The organism is Bacteroidota bacterium (genome assembly GCA_016715425.1).
Lineage (GTDB): Bacteria > Bacteroidota > Bacteroidia > Chitinophagales > BACL12 > JADKAC01.
This window is the reverse complement of sequence record JADKAC010000005.1, coordinates 1,307,269-1,323,656: the sequence shown is the minus strand read 5'-3', so window position 1 is coordinate 1,323,656 and position 16,388 is coordinate 1,307,269. Positions and strand designations below refer to the sequence as shown.

Genomic DNA, 16,388 nt, shown 5'->3' with positions numbered 1-16,388 from the left:
GAAGTTACCTGAACCGGCAAGTCGCTTTGATATTTGCGGGGAAATATTAGGTGTGCATATTCATTGAGCAATTGAGGCCAATTTGCGTGGTTTTACGTAACAAAAACCAAACTTTTTCCAACTCTCTCCATTTATTGGGTCTTTCAGTCCGTTTTCCAATAAATGTTTTGCAAAAACGGTTGGTTTCATCGCTGAAAAATTTCCGTTCAAAATGATTTTGCTTGCTAATTTACCTCTTCTAAAATGTCTTCTTGTTCGGTACTGGCAACCGTTACCATAATGCCGTAACCTTGTTCCGATAATAGTTTGGTGGTAACATCTGTTCTTGCATCAACAACAATAGGCTGTCGCAAATATCCATCTTTAGCACCGTCCGCAAGCGTATAACGATAGGTTGGAATACCACTCTCACAACCGAAGGTTGTGTAAGTGTCAAGCAACATTCTTCGTTCCAATTCTCTTGGGTCGTCAATGTTGTCGGTGTCTAAATGTTTTAAATAGTCTTTGGGATTGTTGCGGTTAAACCTAACTTGTAACCTAAGAAATATTCAAACAATGCTCTGCTATTTCCCGCCACCTAATAGTCGGTGCGATTCATCAGAAATAATTAAATCAAAGTCGGTCGGTGAAAAAGTGTTTTGTATTTGTTGTTTTACCATTAATGATTGAATGGTGGTAACAACAATCAAACGGCTTTACGCCAATCGTTTTTCTTCTCTTTGTAAACAACTGTTGTAATGTCGTTTTTCAAATAGTTGGTAAAATCTTTCTTGCTTGTCTTTCCAATTCCAAACGGTCAACCAAAAAATAAAATACGTCTTGCGTTTCCAGTTCTGTAAAGAGTTTGATTAATGCAGCAGCAGTCAAGGTTTTCCTGTACCTGTTGCCATTTCCAACAAGAAACGTTTTTGCCTTCGCTTACTGATTGCTGAACAGCTTGATTGCTTCAACTTGGTAATAGCGAAGAAAACGCAGTTTTAAATTGAAGATTAAATCTTTCTTTTTTTGCTCGTCTTGAAACTCAGGAATCTGTTTATAGTTTGGAAGTTGCGTTAAAACAACATAGTCGACATTTACAACTTCACTAACTAATTTGCTTGGGTCGGGATTAAACTGATAATACTGTTTGATGGATTCCAATGTCGGAAACACTTGAATTTGTTCAGGGTTTCCAGTTTCAATATTCCATAAATAGTGAAGTGTTCCGTTTGAAAGAATAATGAATTTAACCTTTTGAGATTTGGCGTAATTCCTTGCTTGTTCTTTTCCAACAAGTGGATTCAAACTTTCCTTTTTTGCTTCTAAAACAAGTATTGGGTTTTTGGTTCTCGTCAACCAGTAAAAAAGTCAATGAAACCGTTTTTTGAATTTTCAAAGTCTTCGCCTAAATCGTCCATTTGATGGAAGATTCAAGTTTAATAGTCGCCTTACCTTTGTCCGTGTCAAAGAAGCTCCACCCCTGATTCCTCAAGGAGTTTATTAATTTTTATTCTTGCTTTTGCTTCTTTTTCTGCCATCTAATTCAGTTCAATTTTTTGTCGGTTAAGATACTCAAATTTCGTTTTAAAATCTCGTTACCGTTCCGTGGTGGGTGGGAGAATTGGCTCTTTTGCAAGCTTTGGTTTGTGTGTCGGCTTGTGGGGCTTGCAAATGTGCCAATTGTGCGGCTGGCAGAATTTCAAAATATTTTGTGCGGTGGGGAAAAATAAAAAACATAGCGTTGGTCAGCGGGTCGGTTAAGATGCTGTCCATTTGCAATATTGTTTCTATGTCTTTGGTCACCTGTCAAAATGGTTTGTCTTTGTTTTATTGTTTAAATTTTCGGTCGGTCGTTTGTCGTTGTAACGGTCGTCCTACCATTGGCTATAACGTTTTGGCGCTTGGCGAAGAAGCGGATTTCGAAGCACAAAACTGTCTGCCAGCACTGAACTTGATACGAAGTACAAAGCTTCATTTAAGCACTGAACCCGCTTTTTTTGCCAAACGCCTGTTATCGGTGGGCTACTGTCCATCCGAAGATCTGTCGTTCAAGTTTCGTAGTCATGTTATTAAGGTTCGTTAATTGCTCTCTTTAATGATTCAAAATGTTGAGTTCATTCTTTAATAATGTCATAAGTTCTTCCCATTGCGTCAGGTAGTAACATAATTAACTCATCATGTTTTGTTGCCTTTTCAAATGTCGTGAAATGAGAGAAGTGATGCAGTATTTTTAAATTATGAGTGTTACCAATAATAAATTAATTCGGTTATCAACTTCTCCAGTTGAGTCGGGGAGTTTCGTCAAAGTATAAATTTCAAAGAATCGTCTTAAAGCATTTGGCATAAGTATCAAGCTATCGTCTTCCAATTTGCAACCGTCTTTATGAAACTTGAATAGAATTTGAAACAAATAAACATACTCAGATTTAAGTCTCAAACTTTTAGGTAAAGGGTTATTTGAGAGTTGTCTTCACCCGATTCGCTGAATAAAATAGTAATGACAACCAGTGTTTGGATTACTGTTGTGTTTATTGAGTTGTGATGAATCTTTTAGGAAGGAGAAAAATTCAAAATTGTGTGTAGAAATAAAAGTTGCTTGAAACAATTGATTGCAGCCTCTGGCTGCAATGGGTCTTCCCCCTTTTCTAAAGAAGAAAGAGTTTATTAGAGAATAAATCTGTGCTATATGATTTGCATCAAGACTTGAAATTGGGTCTTCAATAAAATAATTGTTTCTTTTGGTTTCTTCTCTGTGAAGGCGCTCTAATGTAACTAAAAATAAGCGAATGAAATTGCAGTCTTTTCACCTTCGCTTAAATTTTCAGCAAAATCATTCCTCTTTGCAATACAAATCTGTCGTCCGTTGTTACTTCAATTTTATGTCTTCACGATTTAAAAATGCCTTAATAAATTTATCAAGTTCTTTTTGCCAGCAACAACATCTTTAAGTTTTGCTAAAAGTTCATTGTCTTTGATTTTAATTTTAGCAATTAGACAATCGTATTTTCTTAAACATTCAACAGAATAATTTTTCGCATTTTCTTTGTCCGCATATATCTCTCTGTCCAAGAAGTCAGCAACAAGATGTTTTTTTAATTTCTCCCGAGCTGTATTTTGCTCTTCATTAAAGTTTTTTACAAAAGCGTTATGAGTATCAATTATTTTTTGAGTGTCAACAATCCAATTACTAACACCGTCTACAGAAACCAAATCATATTCAATTACTGTGAGAGAATTAAAAATATTTCCGTTCTCTTTTCTATCTAATTCGTCTGAAAGGCTCTTTAGAAATTTCTTATATGCTTTTTTTATTTCCTTCCATTTCTCAACTTGTTTTTCAAATTCGTTGTGGCATTTATCAGTAAAGTCATTTTTACTTTTCGGTATGTTTAAGTTGTCAAGTGCCGTTGATTCGTTTGTTAGTAACAGCTTGCAATTTTCTATTTCAGAACGAAGTTTGGCAGAAGCATTTGAAAAGTAATTGTTAAGTAAATTATATCTGTCTTTTGTAATTTTATTTCCGCAAAGGAACAATCTTCTTTGTTATCGTGGGTATGCAATTCAAGCCCTTCTTTTTGCCCACTTATAAATATCATTGTTGTTTTCTAAAACTTCAATGACTTCTGTTTAGGTGGCTCTGCTTTTAGAATAGCCTCAACGCTATCATAAATAGTTTTACGCTTTGCGTAAAAACTATTTTTATCAATTTCGTTTTGTCGTTGCTTGCAAGTGCAGTCTTTTGATTTCTGCTAAGATGTTTCGCATCTACAATGATGTATGCTGCAAGGTTATTTTCAACTTGTGTTTTTATTCCTTTTAAGTGTCCTTTGTTGAACTCTATTAAGCTGTTAAAAGCATCAATCTTTATTGTCCGTGCCTCATTGGTATACTTCCATCCTTCAAAGTTGTTAAACTCGTCTATGGCAGGTTGGTGGGTTGCCTTTTCCAATAATAGTTTCTGTCCCTCAATGGAATTTATTCGGTCTTCATTTTTTCAATCTCTTCTCTGATTCCTACATTCTGTCCAACATCAAAGGAAATTGCATCCAAACTTTCATTCGTATCCCACTTTAATTTTGCTTGATAAACTCTGAATTGAATACTTGCACTCCATATCCAAATGTTGTTAAGTCAGCCTGTGTAAGTTCTTTCTTGTCATCATCATAAACAATCTTAAACTCACCACTTTTATATTTTTCGTGAATTTGTTTGTCCCAGCGAAGAAAATATTCTTGAGATTGTTGTCTTGCCTGAATAGTTCCAGCCATAAATTACATTCTTCTCCTTGAAGTCTTTTATGCCGTCTGTGGTGTCCCACTTGTAGTCCTTGAAAACTCCGAATTGTTTTATGAGTTGAATCTTTCTAATCATTATTTGTTTGTCATGGTAAATGAAAAAGTTTGGTTTTATGCATTCAGTTCAAAGTTAGCAGTGTCACCAAGCCTTGCCGATAACGTCAGTCCGTCTAAAAACCTCCATTCTTTTTTAAAGATAATAATTCTCGCTTTTAAAAACTTATTGAAAGTGATTGAAGCGGTTTACAGAGATGCTTTTATAAGAATAATTTCTGTGTTGAAAAAAAATAATTTGGCATATTGAAGCTAAATGTGTTTGGAGAAGTGCAAATAACAAAATGAGTTTCTTCATCAGGTAACTGAACAATTCTTTCTTATCTATAATATTGAATAACCTGCGTAAATTAAATGCGATGAGCATCAGTCCAACATCAGAACTGGCCCGTTTAATTCCCGCTTGGTAGTGATGTAATAAAAACCCCATTGGCGTTTAATTATTCCGTATGGATGTTCTACTAATTGTTGTCGTTTGCTATATAAATTTTCATTGTTTTGAATGTTAATTTTATTATGATCCACGTAATGTTGAAATTGACTTCTTTCAATTACACGGCCTCTGCCCCCTGTATTTTTTGTGCATTATTTAATACCGGACATTGCTTGCATGCTGTGGTTTTAAATTGTTGCATCAGCACAGGAGCAGTGTGTTTGCGGCCGGGTGCATTGCGGTCTTTTTTATACCAGTTGCCGTTGGTGGTAAGTGTGTGTTGCTGTGGACACGTATAGGTATGGTTATCTTTATAAATAAATTCAGAAACATTATATGCCGGATCAGGCGCCATCGATGCTGATGAAATATCGGGAATGGCTACCAACATTTCTATACCCATAAGGTGAGCAGCTTTGAGTTCGCTGCCGGTGTGATAACCTTTATCGTATAGAGCAGCAAATTCATTGCTATCCAAAATAGTTTTGGCTCTGCGAAGCATACCACTCATGGCCTTGCTGTCGTTGTTGTTGGTTACTTTGTAATCGATGATGAGTTTGTTTTTCTCATCCACCGTTGTTTGAACATTGTATGCTACTTCGGTAATGTTGTTACGTGTAATGAGTTGACGGCTATCGGGATCGCTGGTCGAAATCTGAACTTCACCACTTTGTTCTAACTGCTGCGATAAACCGTTGTAAAACGCTTTTCGGTTTTCGTGTTTAGCAATTTGCTGATTAATTACTTTTTATTCTCCTTTTGTATTGGTCATCATCCTTATCAGCTTCGGGCCAGCGCTCTGTTTATTCGGAAAGCTTGTTTTCGATGTACTCCAGGTGCAGATCAATTTTCTTTTGATTGAAATTATTCTTCTTGCTGTTTTGTGCGCGAAGTTTTGTACTGTCGCCTGCTATAAGTTTACCACCTATCAATTCAAATTGTTTGGCAATGCTTACCGTATAGCGAAACACTTTTCGAATGGCTTTTTCATTGTCGCGTCTGAAGTTGCTGATGGTGTTGTGGTCGGGCACAAGTTGTTTCATCAGCCACATCACTTCCACATTACGTTTGCATTCTTTCTCCAGCACGCGCGATGATCGTATGCTGTTGAGGTAGCCGTAAATAAAAAGTTTAAGCAAATCTTTGGGATTGTATGCCGGGCGACCTTCTGTGTTTAGTTTAATTACAAAACCATACTCTTCAATCTTGATGCTTTCGGCAAACAAATCTATCAGGCGCACTTCATTATCAGCGCTGACAATCTGATCTAAACTTTCGGTAAACAATACGGCTTGGGTTCGGTTTGTTCCTTGTATGTATTGCATACATAAAATTGCAATTCATAACCTATAAAATGAAGTTACTATTCAACAAAAATGTGTGGGTAGTTTTTAGACAGTTTGACGTTTTGCGGCTTGGCGAAGTGGCGGATTTAAAAGCACAAATGTTCAGTTTAGCACAAAAGTTCATTAGAATTCCGAATGTTCAATTTAGCACTGAACCCGCCATTTTGCCAAACCGCTGTTAGTGGCTGGGCTTCTTTGTTTCCTGTCCGTTAGCAACATTTTTTGTCTTGCTGAATTGGTGGACAAGCAACACTTCCGTAACTGCAATATACGCAACAGTCGCCTTGTTTGGGTTTTAAAACAGTTTTGCAATTTTCACATTCGTAAAAATATTGACAAGCATCTGTCGGCATTGTTTCTTCTTTTTTGTGTCCGCAGTTTGGGCAAGTGATTGTTGATTGTAAAATGACTTCCATTTTAATTTTCTTTTTTGTTGGTTACAGAATATCCTGTTGAGTTAATTGCTTTTTCAATTTCCGTGATGTTCGTTTTGGAATTGTCAAACTCTACAATAGCGTTTCTGTTTTCGTAAGATGTGTTTGAATTTATTATTCCCGTTAATTTATTCACTTCGTTATTTACGTGTTCTTCACAACTTGCACAAGTCATTCCGCTAATTGTAAACTCTATTTTTGAATGTTGGATTTGTCAACTACAATGATTTGCTTTTCTGTCTTTGGGTAGAAAATGCTTGAATAGTATGGAAAGGCGAGCATAACAATTGCAAAAGCTGTTACAATTCCTAAAAACATTTTTGTCTGAATGAATTTTGGTTTTTCTTCCGTTTCGCAGTTGCAGTCAATTTGTTTTTTAGGTTTCAACTTTTGATACCAAGCAAAGCCAAGCACCAAAATTGTCAAGCCGATAAAATAAGGTCTGAATGGTTCAAGCCAAGAAAAGGTTGATGCAAGTCCGCTTGTACCTGCTATTAAAGCCAAGACTGGTGTAATGCAACATAATGAAGCTGCAATAGCTGTTAAAAGTCCTGCTCCGATTAGTTTGTTGTCGGTTTTCATATTGTTTCCAAAATTTTGTTTTCGTCAAGTATTTTAAAAAACGGTTTCAACATTTTTTCATACTCTTTTGTCAATGAGTAAAAAATGGTTTGTGCTTCTCGTTCGGTTTCAATTAGTTTTCGGTCTTTGAGTTTTCGTAAATGTTGAGAAATTGCCGAAATTGTCATACCGAGAATATCACTTATGTCGCAGACACAAAGCCGTTTTTCTTCATAAAGTAGAAACAGAATTTTCAGTCTTACGTTGTTGCCCGCCAATTCAAGTCCGTTCGATAAATAGTCAAACGAGCCGTTGAGTTCTGAAACTCTGTCTTTACAGCGGTTTATTTGTTTAATGTCCGCTTGTTGTCGTATGCAAGAAATATTGTCCATAAGGCAAAGGTAGTCAATTTGTTTATTTAAGCAATTACTTAAATACAAAATTTCAAAAAGAACCCGATTTTGTCTGTCGGGTTGTGTCGTCATAGCCTTGCCACTAACGGTTTGCGTATATACGAGGTACGCCTTAAAGAAATTTTAAAATTATAAACAAATGCTTGTAGGCGTATCTTGTATATACGCTGTTATAAGCTGTAAAAATTACGATTATGAAAGTAAAATATCCAATAGGCGGTTATGCACCAGGACACTATATGAGTAAGTGTGCGGATTGCGAAGAAGAATTTATGGGAGATAAGTATGCAAGACAATGTGAACCTTGTGCTATAAATGCAATAAACGAAAGCAACACAAAAGCACTTGCGGAATTACATAAATTAAGAACCGCCTTAGACAAAATTAAATTTAGCAACGATACTATAAATGAAGTACTCGGTAAGTAATTTTTATTGCTTATAACGTTTTGCAGCTATAAGAAGTTGGCGATTTCGAAGCACAAAACTGTCAACCTGCACGAAAGTTTGATTGAAAAACTGAACTTCATTTAACCACTGAACCGCCAATTTCTTATAGGTGCTGTTACCTGCTGGCGTTCTTGTCATGCCTCTTGAAGTGTTCGTTCTTCTTGACCAATTATTGTCATTAGTGTTTCAAGTTGAGAGTTCATTTTTAAATCTCTTTCTTGTTTTCGTCTTAAAATTCCTCTACACGCTTGAGGACTTAAATAAAATTTTTCAGGCACATTGTCAATTTGAACTATGTCTTCAATGGTGCTTTCAATTGGTGTGTTTGGAACTGTCGAACTGTTGAGATATAATTTTTGATTTATTGAAATTACATTGTCTAACAAATACAAGTCAGCACTTAAATTATTTGTTGACTTCCTTGCTGATTTGTACCAACAAGTTACTTCATGGTTAGTCTTTTGTTTTAGAAAATTGTCGATTTGGTTGCCAATCCATTTTACAACTGGTACAGCCCAAGAGTTACCAATTGCCTGAAAACGATTTGTATCGCTGTTTCCATTAACCGATGTGTAATTGTCAGGAAAACCCATTAGTCTTTCGCATTCTAACGGTGTAAATCTTCTTATTCTGTCGTCTTGTGCAATGTATAATGAACCATTGTACGCTGCTGCATTGCCGTTCCATTTAGTGCCGTAAGCTGAATAAAGACAGTCTGTATATTCTCTAAATATTTCAAACTTTGTATTGCCTTTGTAAAATACTTTTTTGTCAAGAATTTCATTAGTTTGATGACTGTCAGAAAACAGATTAAAAATGTTGCCGTTTGAATTATCTTGTTTTGACGCTTTTAATTTCTTTACAATGTTTTGGTTGTCAAATTCAAAAAGTACTTGGTCTGGTCGAAAGTCTTTACCTCCAGCAAGTACATAAAGTCGTTTACGTTGTTGTGCTAAACCAAAATATTTTGCGTCAATAACTCGCCATGCAACATTTCTATTTGGACCTTCTAAATACCCTGATTTTGTCCACTTACTTACTTTAATTTCATCGTCAAACCCTGCAAGTCCAGCTATGAAGTTTCCAAAAGCATTTGTTTTGTCATTAAGAACTCCTTCAACATTTTCCCAAAGAACTATTGAACGGTCTTTTTTTTCTTTTGCTCTAGTTTCATCAATTGCATTTGCAATTTCTATAAATGTAATTGTAAGCTGTCCTCGCTTGTCTGCCAAACCATTTTTCCAACCTGCAAGTGAAAATGCTTGACAAGGTGTGCCTCCACAAAATAAATCAGGTGCTTGAACTTTCCCTTTTAAAATTAAGTCAGGAAGTTCCGTCATGTCGCCTAAATTGGGTATGTTAGGGTAATGATGGTGTAAAACCTTTGATGGAAATTCAGCAATTTCAGAACTCCATAATTGCTCATACCCAAAAGGGGCAAAAGCTAATTGAGAAGCCTCAATTCCTGAACATACACTACCAAAAGTTAATTTATCTTTCATTTTACCTCATCATTAAATTGAATTACAAAACTACAAAAGAATACTATAGTATGCAAGAAATTTATATTATTTTTCAGTTGCTTCTTTCAATTTTTGTTTCCATAGCTCTAAATCATACCAAGGACAACCTATACAGCCATTTTCGTCATTTGGTGTTTGACCTTCCCAATTTTCAGTTCCTGAATAATACCATCTTGTCCCCATAAAATCTCCACGTTTACCAGTTTTAACACAAGTATCGCAATACCGAGATTTCCACATATTAGTTTGATTTGAGAGTAGTTGAAATTTCTTACGTATATCAACTTCACTCATATTGTTGGGATTGTCTGATTCTGGAATACTCCAACGTTGTGACGGAAATTTATGGTCAATTAGTAATTCAACCTCAGTCCTAACTACATTAAAACAAACCTCTCTATTACCCAATATACTTTTGATTCGTTTTTTAAGTATATCTGACATTGGTTTTCGCAATTCATTTCCATGTTCAAATCTTGATTCAATATTTGGTAGCATAATAAGAATATCATGCATCGTTTTTTTATTGCAAGTTGAACATTGTCTTCGTCTTGAACCTATTATGTAACCTTGAATTTTCAAAGCTTTTATACGAGCTGCTGGTTGTGGATTTACTTGTGGAACAGGACCACAAACTCGACACTCCCAATCTCCCGAATATAAAGCGGCTAAAACCTTATATGTTGCAGAATCTTTATTTGTCCATTTTGCATCACTTTCTAATATCCATCCATCTTTATTGTCAGGGTGCAGTAGTTCGTAATTTTCCTCAATTAAACTATCAAACTCTTCATCTGTTAAATCAAGTCCTTGCTTTTCTAAAAATTTTGGTAATGCACCTTGCCATTTTTTAACTTGATATTCGAATTCTACTTCCATGAAAACATCACTTGTTTTTTCAGGAATGAAGTATTCATTCTCAACAATAATGTAGGGTTTAATTTGCTTTTTTGCCATGATTACTATCTTTAATTAAGTCTTCAATATTGACTTCTAAAGCATTAGCAATCTTTTGCATATTTACGAGTGTGATATTTTTTTCAGCTCGTTCAATCATACCAATATATGTCCTATGAAGGTCTGCACGATGTGCAAGTTCTTCTTGGGAAATATCAAGAATACGTCTATACTTCCTGACGTTTTCTCCGAATAAATTTAGTATGTCGTGTTCTGAAATCATTGCTAACTAAAGTCTGCACAAAGCTAACTTTAGTATACAACATAAACCACCGACTATAGTTAGCATTTTATGTTAGCGATGTATTACAGAAATGTGTTTTTGTCGCTCATTTTTTCGGAGTTGTGTCGTCCGCTACGCTTGCATGTAACTCCCAAATATACGAAACCCACCATTTTTCTTAAAAATATATCCTATGCTCCAAGGCATTTAAAATCAAGTAAATACAAGCATATAAAACATAAATGCGCAATACGCATTTTATATATTTCTGGATGAGGATATTTTAAATGCGCAGTTCGTTAGTAGCATTTTCTCCCCAAAAAAAAAGAAGAATCGCACTTAGCAAATTCCTCTTTTAAAACGACTTGATAAATTATCTTTTCACCATTCACCTTTGTTCTCTTACTTATGTGCTTGCAGTTTCCTGTCCGTAGGTATTGGGAATCTCCTCTTTTTTAAATTCGAACTTATCGTCTTTTTCTTTGTACATCAGCACCAGGTCTAATGCCTCGGCTATTACATCGCTGAGGATGGTGATGTGGCTGCCGGCTTTGGCGTTTTCTATTACGTATTGTATGCTGTCGGCTTCGGGATTGATACAGATTGTGGGTATAGCTGGGTTTACATCGTTAATGCCTTCTTTCAGCAGATTCATTATTTCCAAATCTGTTCTGCCTCGCAGGTTTTTGTCTTGACGGATAATAATTTCGTCGAAGCTTCTGGCGGCTATGCGGCCGAGTTCACGGATGTCATCGTCACGTCTATCGCCCGCAGCGGCTATTACGCCTACTTTGGGGCTGAGGGTTACTTTTTCTAAATATTTTGAAATGGCATTGAATCCGTCGGGGTTGTGGGCAAAGTCAACCAGCACTTCGAAGCTGCGAAACTTAAAGGAATTCATAGGGCCGGGTGTGGTAACAGGGCCGGGAATAAAGGTTTGCAGCGCCAGTTTCATGTCTTCTACCCGGAAGTTTTGCAAGAATCCGCAAAGGGTAGCGGGCAGTATATTTTGAATCATAAATACGGCTCGACCATCGAAGGTTAGGGGAATATTCACCACTTTTTCTACTCGCAGTTTCCAAGTGCCTTTTAAAATGGTGATCCATCCGTTTTCTAATACGGCGGCAATGCCACCCCGCTCACAATGATTTTTAATGCGCTCATTATTTTCGTCCATGCTGAACAGTGCAATTTTACATTCTAAAGTTTTGCGCATGTTAAACACCAGATCGTCGTCGGCATTTAGGATGGCGTAACCGTCTTCATGCACAGTCTCGGGCAAAACAGATTTCACTTTTGCCATTTCCTCAACAGTATCAATATCTTTCAGGCCAAGATGATCGGCAGTAACGTTGGTAACAATGGCGTAATCACATTTATCGAAACCCAAACCTGCCTTTAACATACCGCCACGGGCACATTCCAACACGGCATAGTCAACCGTGGGATCCATCAACACAAATTTTGTAGAAAGCGGGCCGGTGCAATCGCCTTTTTCCAGCATACGGTTTTGAATATAGATACCGTCGCTGGTGGTGAAGCCCACTTTGTAACCCATCATTTTGGCAATGTGGGCACATAGCCGGGTGGTGGTGGTTTTACCGTTGGTTCCGGTAATTGCAATGATGGGAATGCGACCTTGTGTCCCTGCGGGGAAAAGCATATCTACCACAGGTTCAGCTACATTACGAGCGATGCCTTCAGAAGGGGCGAGGTGCATACGGAAGCCGGGTGCGGCGTTCACTTCCAGCACAACTCCACGGTTTTCCGTCATTGCTTGCGAAATATCCTGACTCATAATATCTATACCGCAGATGTCGAGACCCACTAATCGGGCAATTCTTTCGGCGGTAAATACATTGTAAGAGTGCACAGTTTCGGTAACATCGGTAGCCGTGCCGCCGGTACTTAAATTGGCGGTGGATTTTAAAACTATTTCAACACCATTTTCGGGAATGGAATCCGGACTTAGACCTGCCACATCAAGCAAGCGCAAGGTATGGTCATCCATTTTAATAGAAGTCAATACATTTTCATGTCCGTAACCACGACGGGTATCTTGATTTATTATTTCTACCAATTGCGCAATAGTATGTTCCCCATCGCCGAAAACAGAAGCAGGTTTTCGCAAGGCAGCAGCCACAAATTTGTAGTTAATTACCAGCAAGCGGTAATCAAATCCTTCTACATATTGCTCTACAATGCTCCAGCGGTTTACTTCTTTCGATTTAGCCAGAGCAACAACAGCCTCCTCCCAGGTATTAATGTTCATAGTGCTACCTCGGCCATGATTGCCATTAATCGGTTTTATAACCAAGGGATAACCAATGCGATTGATAATTCTTTGTAGGTCTTCTTCATCAAAAGCCGTATCGCCTTTAGGTGAAGGGATATTAAGTTGATTTAATAGATTTTTGGTTTCCTCTTTATCGCAGGCAATTTCAACTGCAATGTTAGAAGTGGTGGATGCGATGGTAGCCTGAATTCGTTTTTGATTAACTCCCCAACCTAATTGCACCAAGGAATTTCTATTCAATCGAATAAAAGGAATATCTCTTTTGATAGCTTCTTCCACAATACTTCCGGTAGATGGTCCTAATCTTTCCCGCTCACGCATTTCTTTCATCCGCTGAATATGCGGCGTCAAATCAAAATCCGCTTTATTAAATAATGCATCGCAAAAAGCCACAGCAACCTCACCGGCATATAAACCTGTTTTCTCTTCCAGATAAGAATACACCACATTATATACACCCGGAGTTTTAGTTTCCCGGGTTCTTCCAAAACCCGTGTCAAGTCCTGCAAGTGTTTGCAACTCAAGTGCAATATGTTCTACTACATGTCCCATCCAAGTACCCTGACGCACTCGTTTAAAAAATCCACCACGATGATCTTCGGAGCAACGATGGTCATATAAAGAAGGCATAGTTTCTTCAAGGCGATCAGCAAATCCATCAATTTTATCCGTAGGCCAGTTTTCCATATCCTCCAGGTCTAAGCGCATAACAATGAGTTTATGCCTGCGGATGCTCCAATAGTTAGGGCCTTTCATCACACGAGTTTCAAGAATCTTCATAGTAGTAAATTGAGTTTCGAATATAGAAACTTTTGGAATACAGTTTTGCAAAGAGTTTTATTTGCTTTGAAATATCTTTACTCTCAAACTTATAAAAATGAAAAAACTAATAATTGCAAGTATTTGCTTCTTCTTTGTAATTGGCGTAAAAGCCCAATCCGGAGCTGTAGGATTTACTTACGGACTATTTGCCGGGACTACATCTACAGATATCTCTACCAATATTGATTATGATGATAAGACTTCCGGAGCCGGATTTACAGTTGGCGCATTCAGTCGTTTTAAAGTTCTGTTTTTAACTATACAACCAGAAATCGCTTATTCAAAGAACAATGTTACACTCACTGCAAATGATGGTGGCAATTTATATCAGGCAAAGTTGAGTTCAGATATTTTTGAAATAAACGGACTTATCAATCTGTTGGGTATCTCATTGGGGGATGCAGTAAAATTGCGCTTGCCAATTGGTGTGGGTTATAGTATTGATATGGGATCTACAATAGATTTTAATGGTTCGAAAACCGAAGCAACAAATACAGTAGGAACTTACTTTAATGGACTGGCTGGATTAGGAATAGATGTGCTTGGATTAACGGCTGATTTCAGATATCGCTTTGGATTTAGCGATATCGTTGAAGGCAGCGCAGTTGACATTACACCTAATGTATTCGTGTTTACGCTTGGCTATAAATTCCGTTAATCGCTTTTTGTTAATAAATCTATTATTAGATAAAGGCAACGCTTTTATTTTTGCTTGCAAGATATTAATCCATGACCATACCAAAGGGAAAATTAATTGCTGTTGGAGGTGCTGAAGAAAGAAGCAACCGTGTAAGCAAAGGGAAATTAGAAGTGTTGCGACGAATACTTCGTGAAGTTTCAGGGAAAAATTCTGTAATAGAAATTATTACAACCGCCTCCGGTATTCCGAATCAAGTAGGGAAGGAATATGAAGATGCCTTTAACTATTTGGGATGTACTAACTCTAAACACATGGCTATCCGCAATCGCAGAGATGCCGAAAAGAAAGATTTTATTTCGAGAATTAAGAGTTGTAATGGAATCATGTTTTCCGGCGGCGATCAAACTAAATTGAGTGAAGTGTTTCTGGAGTCAGAAATTCTTGAAATTATGATGCAGCGTTATCATACGGAAGAAGGTTTTGTAATTGCAGGAACCAGTGCAGGAGCAATGGCGCAATCAGAGAAAATGATAAATGGAGGAACGCCGGTAGAAACTCTAAAAAAAGGAAGAGCGAAATTGAAGCAAGGTCTGGGATTTATTAATACCGCCATCATTGATTCGCATTTTATTAACAGAGGTCGCTTTGGCCGATTGGTAGTTGCAGTTGCAGAACATCCTGCATTAATGGGAATTGGAATTAGTGAAGATACCGGAGTAATAATAAAGGAAAACAGATTTCTGGAAGTGATTGGCTCTAATCAGGTGATATTGGTGGATGGCAAAGATTTAAAATACAATAGTGCCGCTTTCAATACGGAGAGAACTATTAATCTGGAATATATTATTTTCCATTTGTTCTCAAAAGGAACTCATTTCGATATACAGGAACGCAAAATTGCGAATGAAGAACAGATGGTGCATTAGTAGTTTGTCGATTAATAAATTCCTGTAAAAAAATCAGTTTCTGAATTCATCCAACCTCGATACATTCCTGCTGAATTAAAGGGTAACACAATATTCCCTTTATTATCAATTGCAATTAATCCACCTTCTGCATTTGCATTTTTTAATGTTTTGTTTACCAGGAAATTTGCAGCTTCTTCCAGAGATAAATTTTTATAAGTAATTAAACAATGCAAATCATAAGCAACTACATATCGCATAAAAAATTCACCGTGTCCTGTACATGAAACTGCTACTGAATTATTATTTGCATAAGTGCCGGCACCAATAATAGGAGTGTCGCCAACTCTTCCAAAACTTTTGTTTGTCATACCACCTGTGGAGGTAGCAGCAGCTAAATTATTATTCATATCAATTGCAACTGCACCCACAGTACCCATTTTATTTTTTCCTTTATTAAAATCTACATGATCTAAAACCACCACATCATTTTCTTTTGCCTGTAATAATTGATCGTATCTAAATTGAGTGAAGAAATAATCGTAATCGGCAAATTCAATATTTTGCAGTCGTGCAAATTCTTCCGCACCTGCTCCAAACAAAAAAACATGTTCTGATTTTTCTAAAATCCTTTTTGCAAGCGTTACAGGATTTTTAATATTACTTACACCAGCAATTGCACCTGCATCTAAATTGCTTCCATCCATAATTGCAGCATCCATTTCATGAATACCATTGTGCGTAAACACGCTGCCTCTCCCCGAATTAAACATGGGGAAATTTTCTAATGATATTACGGATGTTTCTACTGCATCTAAGGCAGAACCACCTTTTATAAGTATGTTATATCCAGATAAAAGTGCTTGATTCAATGCAGACTTACATTGCATCTCCACTTCTTTGGTCAGTTGTTCTTTTGGCATTGTGCCTGCACCACCATGCACTGCAATCTTTGGCTTCATATTGAGATTTGTAAAGGCAAATATTAAAATTAAAAATGAGTTTATTTAAAATCTTTATTTACATAAATATTGTTAAGCAAGGAATTAAATGTGTTT

General features: G+C 36.9%; 20 protein-coding genes and 1 pseudogene. 3 read left to right on the top strand and 18 right to left on the bottom strand.

Going from position 1 to position 16,388, the window contains the following annotated elements; all coding sequences use genetic code 11:
- Positions 1 to 224: 224 nt before the first annotated feature.
- From IPN31_11575 to IPN31_11515, 13 genes and pseudogenes are all read right to left on the bottom strand, one after another.
- The gene (locus IPN31_11575; GenBank protein ID MBK8682522.1) at positions 225 to 455 is read right to left on the bottom strand and encodes a hypothetical protein; all 231 of its coding nucleotides are present in this window, start codon (positions 453 to 455) and stop codon (positions 225 to 227) included.
- A gap of 108 nt (positions 456 to 563) precedes the next feature.
- Entirely contained in the window at positions 564 to 689 is a 126-nt protein-coding gene (locus IPN31_11570) for a DEAD/DEAH box helicase family protein (GenBank protein ID MBK8682521.1), read from the bottom strand.
- 229 nt (positions 690 to 918) lie between these two features.
- Positions 919 to 1,335 carry a type I restriction enzyme HsdR N-terminal domain-containing protein gene (locus IPN31_11565; protein MBK8682520.1) on the bottom strand — a complete coding sequence of 139 codons (417 nt, stop codon included), beginning with the start codon at positions 1,333 to 1,335 and terminating at the stop codon, positions 919 to 921.
- Positions 1,336 to 2,449: 1,114 nt separating this feature from the next.
- On the bottom strand, positions 2,450 to 2,767 hold the full coding sequence (locus tag IPN31_11560) for an AAA family ATPase (GenBank protein MBK8682519.1): 318 nt from the start codon (positions 2,765 to 2,767) through the stop codon (positions 2,450 to 2,452).
- A gap of 104 nt (positions 2,768 to 2,871) precedes the next feature.
- Positions 2,872 to 3,513, bottom strand: coding sequence for an AAA family ATPase (locus IPN31_11555; GenBank protein ID MBK8682518.1), 642 nt, complete (start codon positions 3,511 to 3,513; stop codon positions 2,872 to 2,874).
- A 109-nt stretch (positions 3,514 to 3,622) separates the two neighbouring features.
- Complete coding sequence (locus IPN31_11550; GenBank protein MBK8682517.1) at positions 3,623 to 3,928, bottom strand: hypothetical protein; 306 nt, start codon at positions 3,926 to 3,928, stop codon at positions 3,623 to 3,625.
- Positions 3,929 to 4,049: 121 nt separating this feature from the next.
- Positions 4,050 to 4,247, bottom strand: a complete 198-nt coding sequence (locus IPN31_11545; GenBank protein ID MBK8682516.1) for a hypothetical protein — start codon at positions 4,245 to 4,247, stop codon at positions 4,050 to 4,052.
- Positions 4,168 to 4,350 (bottom strand): AAA family ATPase, encoded by a 183-nt coding sequence (locus tag IPN31_11540; GenBank protein ID MBK8682515.1) that lies wholly within the window; start codon positions 4,348 to 4,350, stop codon positions 4,168 to 4,170. Before IPN31_11540 ends, IPN31_11545 begins: the two co-directional genes overlap by 80 nt.
- 344 nt (positions 4,351 to 4,694) lie before the next feature.
- Positions 4,695 to 4,853 (bottom strand): hypothetical protein, encoded by a 159-nt coding sequence (locus tag IPN31_11535; protein MBK8682514.1) that lies wholly within the window; start codon positions 4,851 to 4,853, stop codon positions 4,695 to 4,697.
- Between the two features lie 26 nt (positions 4,854 to 4,879).
- Positions 4,880 to 5,335 carry a hypothetical protein gene (locus tag IPN31_11530; GenBank protein ID MBK8682513.1) on the bottom strand — a complete coding sequence of 152 codons (456 nt, stop codon included), beginning with the start codon at positions 5,333 to 5,335 and terminating at the stop codon, positions 4,880 to 4,882.
- Between the two features lie 229 nt (positions 5,336 to 5,564).
- Positions 5,565 to 6,086 carry a transposase gene (locus tag IPN31_11525; protein ID MBK8682512.1) on the bottom strand — a complete coding sequence of 174 codons (522 nt, stop codon included), beginning with the start codon at positions 6,084 to 6,086 and terminating at the stop codon, positions 5,565 to 5,567.
- A 438-nt stretch (positions 6,087 to 6,524) separates the two neighbouring features.
- Positions 6,525 to 7,123: pseudogene (merTP, locus tag IPN31_11520) on the bottom strand (mercuric transport protein MerTP).
- Entirely contained in the window at positions 7,120 to 7,494 is a 375-nt protein-coding gene (locus tag IPN31_11515; protein MBK8682511.1) for a winged helix-turn-helix transcriptional regulator, read from the bottom strand. Before IPN31_11515 ends, merTP begins: the two are co-directional and overlap by 4 nt.
- Before the next feature lie 215 nt (positions 7,495 to 7,709).
- Here IPN31_11515 and IPN31_11510 point away from each other — a divergent pair, with 215 nt between their 5' ends.
- On the top strand, positions 7,710 to 7,943 hold the full coding sequence (locus tag IPN31_11510; protein ID MBK8682510.1) for a hypothetical protein: 234 nt from the start codon (positions 7,710 to 7,712) through the stop codon (positions 7,941 to 7,943).
- 155 nt (positions 7,944 to 8,098) lie between these two features.
- On the opposite strand, the gene dcm is transcribed toward IPN31_11510, so the two are convergent.
- The 4 genes from dcm to cphA all read right to left on the bottom strand — a co-directional run bounded on the left by dcm (position 8,099) and on the right by cphA (position 13,743).
- Positions 8,099 to 9,466, bottom strand: a complete 1,368-nt coding sequence (dcm, locus tag IPN31_11505; protein MBK8682509.1) for a DNA (cytosine-5-)-methyltransferase — start codon at positions 9,464 to 9,466, stop codon at positions 8,099 to 8,101.
- Positions 9,467 to 9,532: 66 nt separating this feature from the next.
- Positions 9,533 to 10,444 (bottom strand): hypothetical protein, encoded by a 912-nt coding sequence (locus tag IPN31_11500; protein MBK8682508.1) that lies wholly within the window; start codon positions 10,442 to 10,444, stop codon positions 9,533 to 9,535.
- On the bottom strand, positions 10,425 to 10,667 hold the full coding sequence (locus tag IPN31_11495) for a helix-turn-helix transcriptional regulator (protein ID MBK8682507.1): 243 nt from the start codon (positions 10,665 to 10,667) through the stop codon (positions 10,425 to 10,427). The genes IPN31_11500 and IPN31_11495 overlap by 20 nt, the downstream gene beginning before the upstream one ends.
- 406 nt (positions 10,668 to 11,073) lie before the next feature.
- Positions 11,074 to 13,743 (bottom strand): cyanophycin synthetase, encoded by a 2,670-nt coding sequence (cphA, locus tag IPN31_11490; protein MBK8682506.1) that lies wholly within the window; start codon positions 13,741 to 13,743, stop codon positions 11,074 to 11,076.
- 97 nt (positions 13,744 to 13,840) lie between these two features.
- Here cphA and IPN31_11485 point away from each other — a divergent pair, with 97 nt between their 5' ends.
- Both IPN31_11485 and IPN31_11480 read left to right on the top strand, forming a co-directional pair.
- On the top strand, positions 13,841 to 14,443 hold the full coding sequence (locus IPN31_11485) for an outer membrane beta-barrel protein (GenBank protein MBK8682505.1): 603 nt from the start codon (positions 13,841 to 13,843) through the stop codon (positions 14,441 to 14,443).
- A gap of 71 nt (positions 14,444 to 14,514) precedes the next feature.
- Positions 14,515 to 15,351, top strand: coding sequence for a cyanophycinase (locus tag IPN31_11480; GenBank protein ID MBK8682504.1), 837 nt, complete (start codon positions 14,515 to 14,517; stop codon positions 15,349 to 15,351).
- An 11-nt stretch (positions 15,352 to 15,362) separates the two neighbouring features.
- Here IPN31_11480 and IPN31_11475 read toward each other — a convergent pair whose 3' ends face one another.
- Positions 15,363 to 16,292: an isoaspartyl peptidase/L-asparaginase gene (locus tag IPN31_11475; protein MBK8682503.1), complete on the bottom strand. Its 930-nt coding sequence runs from the start codon at positions 16,290 to 16,292 to the stop codon at positions 15,363 to 15,365.
- Positions 16,293 to 16,388 lie beyond the last annotated feature (96 nt).

Excerpts from the sequence above, each read along its gene's own strand:
- IPN31_11500 (MBK8682508.1), bottom strand. The coding sequence starts at position 10,444 with ATGGCAAAAAAGCAAATTAAACCCTACATTATTGTTGAGAATGAATAC.
- IPN31_11485 (MBK8682505.1), top strand. The coding sequence starts at position 13,841 with ATGAAAAAACTAATAATTGCAAGTATTTGCTTCTTCTTTGTAATTGGC.
- IPN31_11480 (MBK8682504.1), top strand. The coding sequence starts at position 14,515 with ATGACCATACCAAAGGGAAAATTAATTGCTGTTGGAGGTGCTGAAGAA.
- IPN31_11545 (MBK8682516.1), bottom strand. The coding sequence starts at position 4,247 with ATGGCTGGAACTATTCAGGCAAGACAACAATCTCAAGAATATTTTCTT.
- IPN31_11495 (MBK8682507.1), bottom strand. The coding sequence starts at position 10,667 with ATGATTTCAGAACACGACATACTAAATTTATTCGGAGAAAACGTCAGG.
- IPN31_11510 (MBK8682510.1), top strand. The coding sequence starts at position 7,710 with ATGAAAGTAAAATATCCAATAGGCGGTTATGCACCAGGACACTATATG.
- IPN31_11540 (MBK8682515.1), bottom strand. The coding sequence starts at position 4,350 with ATGATTAGAAAGATTCAACTCATAAAACAATTCGGAGTTTTCAAGGAC.
- IPN31_11525 (MBK8682512.1), bottom strand. The coding sequence starts at position 6,086 with ATGCAATACATACAAGGAACAAACCGAACCCAAGCCGTATTGTTTACC.
- dcm (MBK8682509.1), bottom strand. The coding sequence starts at position 9,466 with ATGAAAGATAAATTAACTTTTGGTAGTGTATGTTCAGGAATTGAGGCT.
- IPN31_11475 (MBK8682503.1), bottom strand. The coding sequence starts at position 16,292 with ATGAAGCCAAAGATTGCAGTGCATGGTGGTGCAGGCACAATGCCAAAA.
- cphA (MBK8682506.1), bottom strand. The coding sequence starts at position 13,743 with ATGAAGATTCTTGAAACTCGTGTGATGAAAGGCCCTAACTATTGGAGC.
- IPN31_11515 (MBK8682511.1), bottom strand. The coding sequence starts at position 7,494 with ATGGACAATATTTCTTGCATACGACAACAAGCGGACATTAAACAAATA.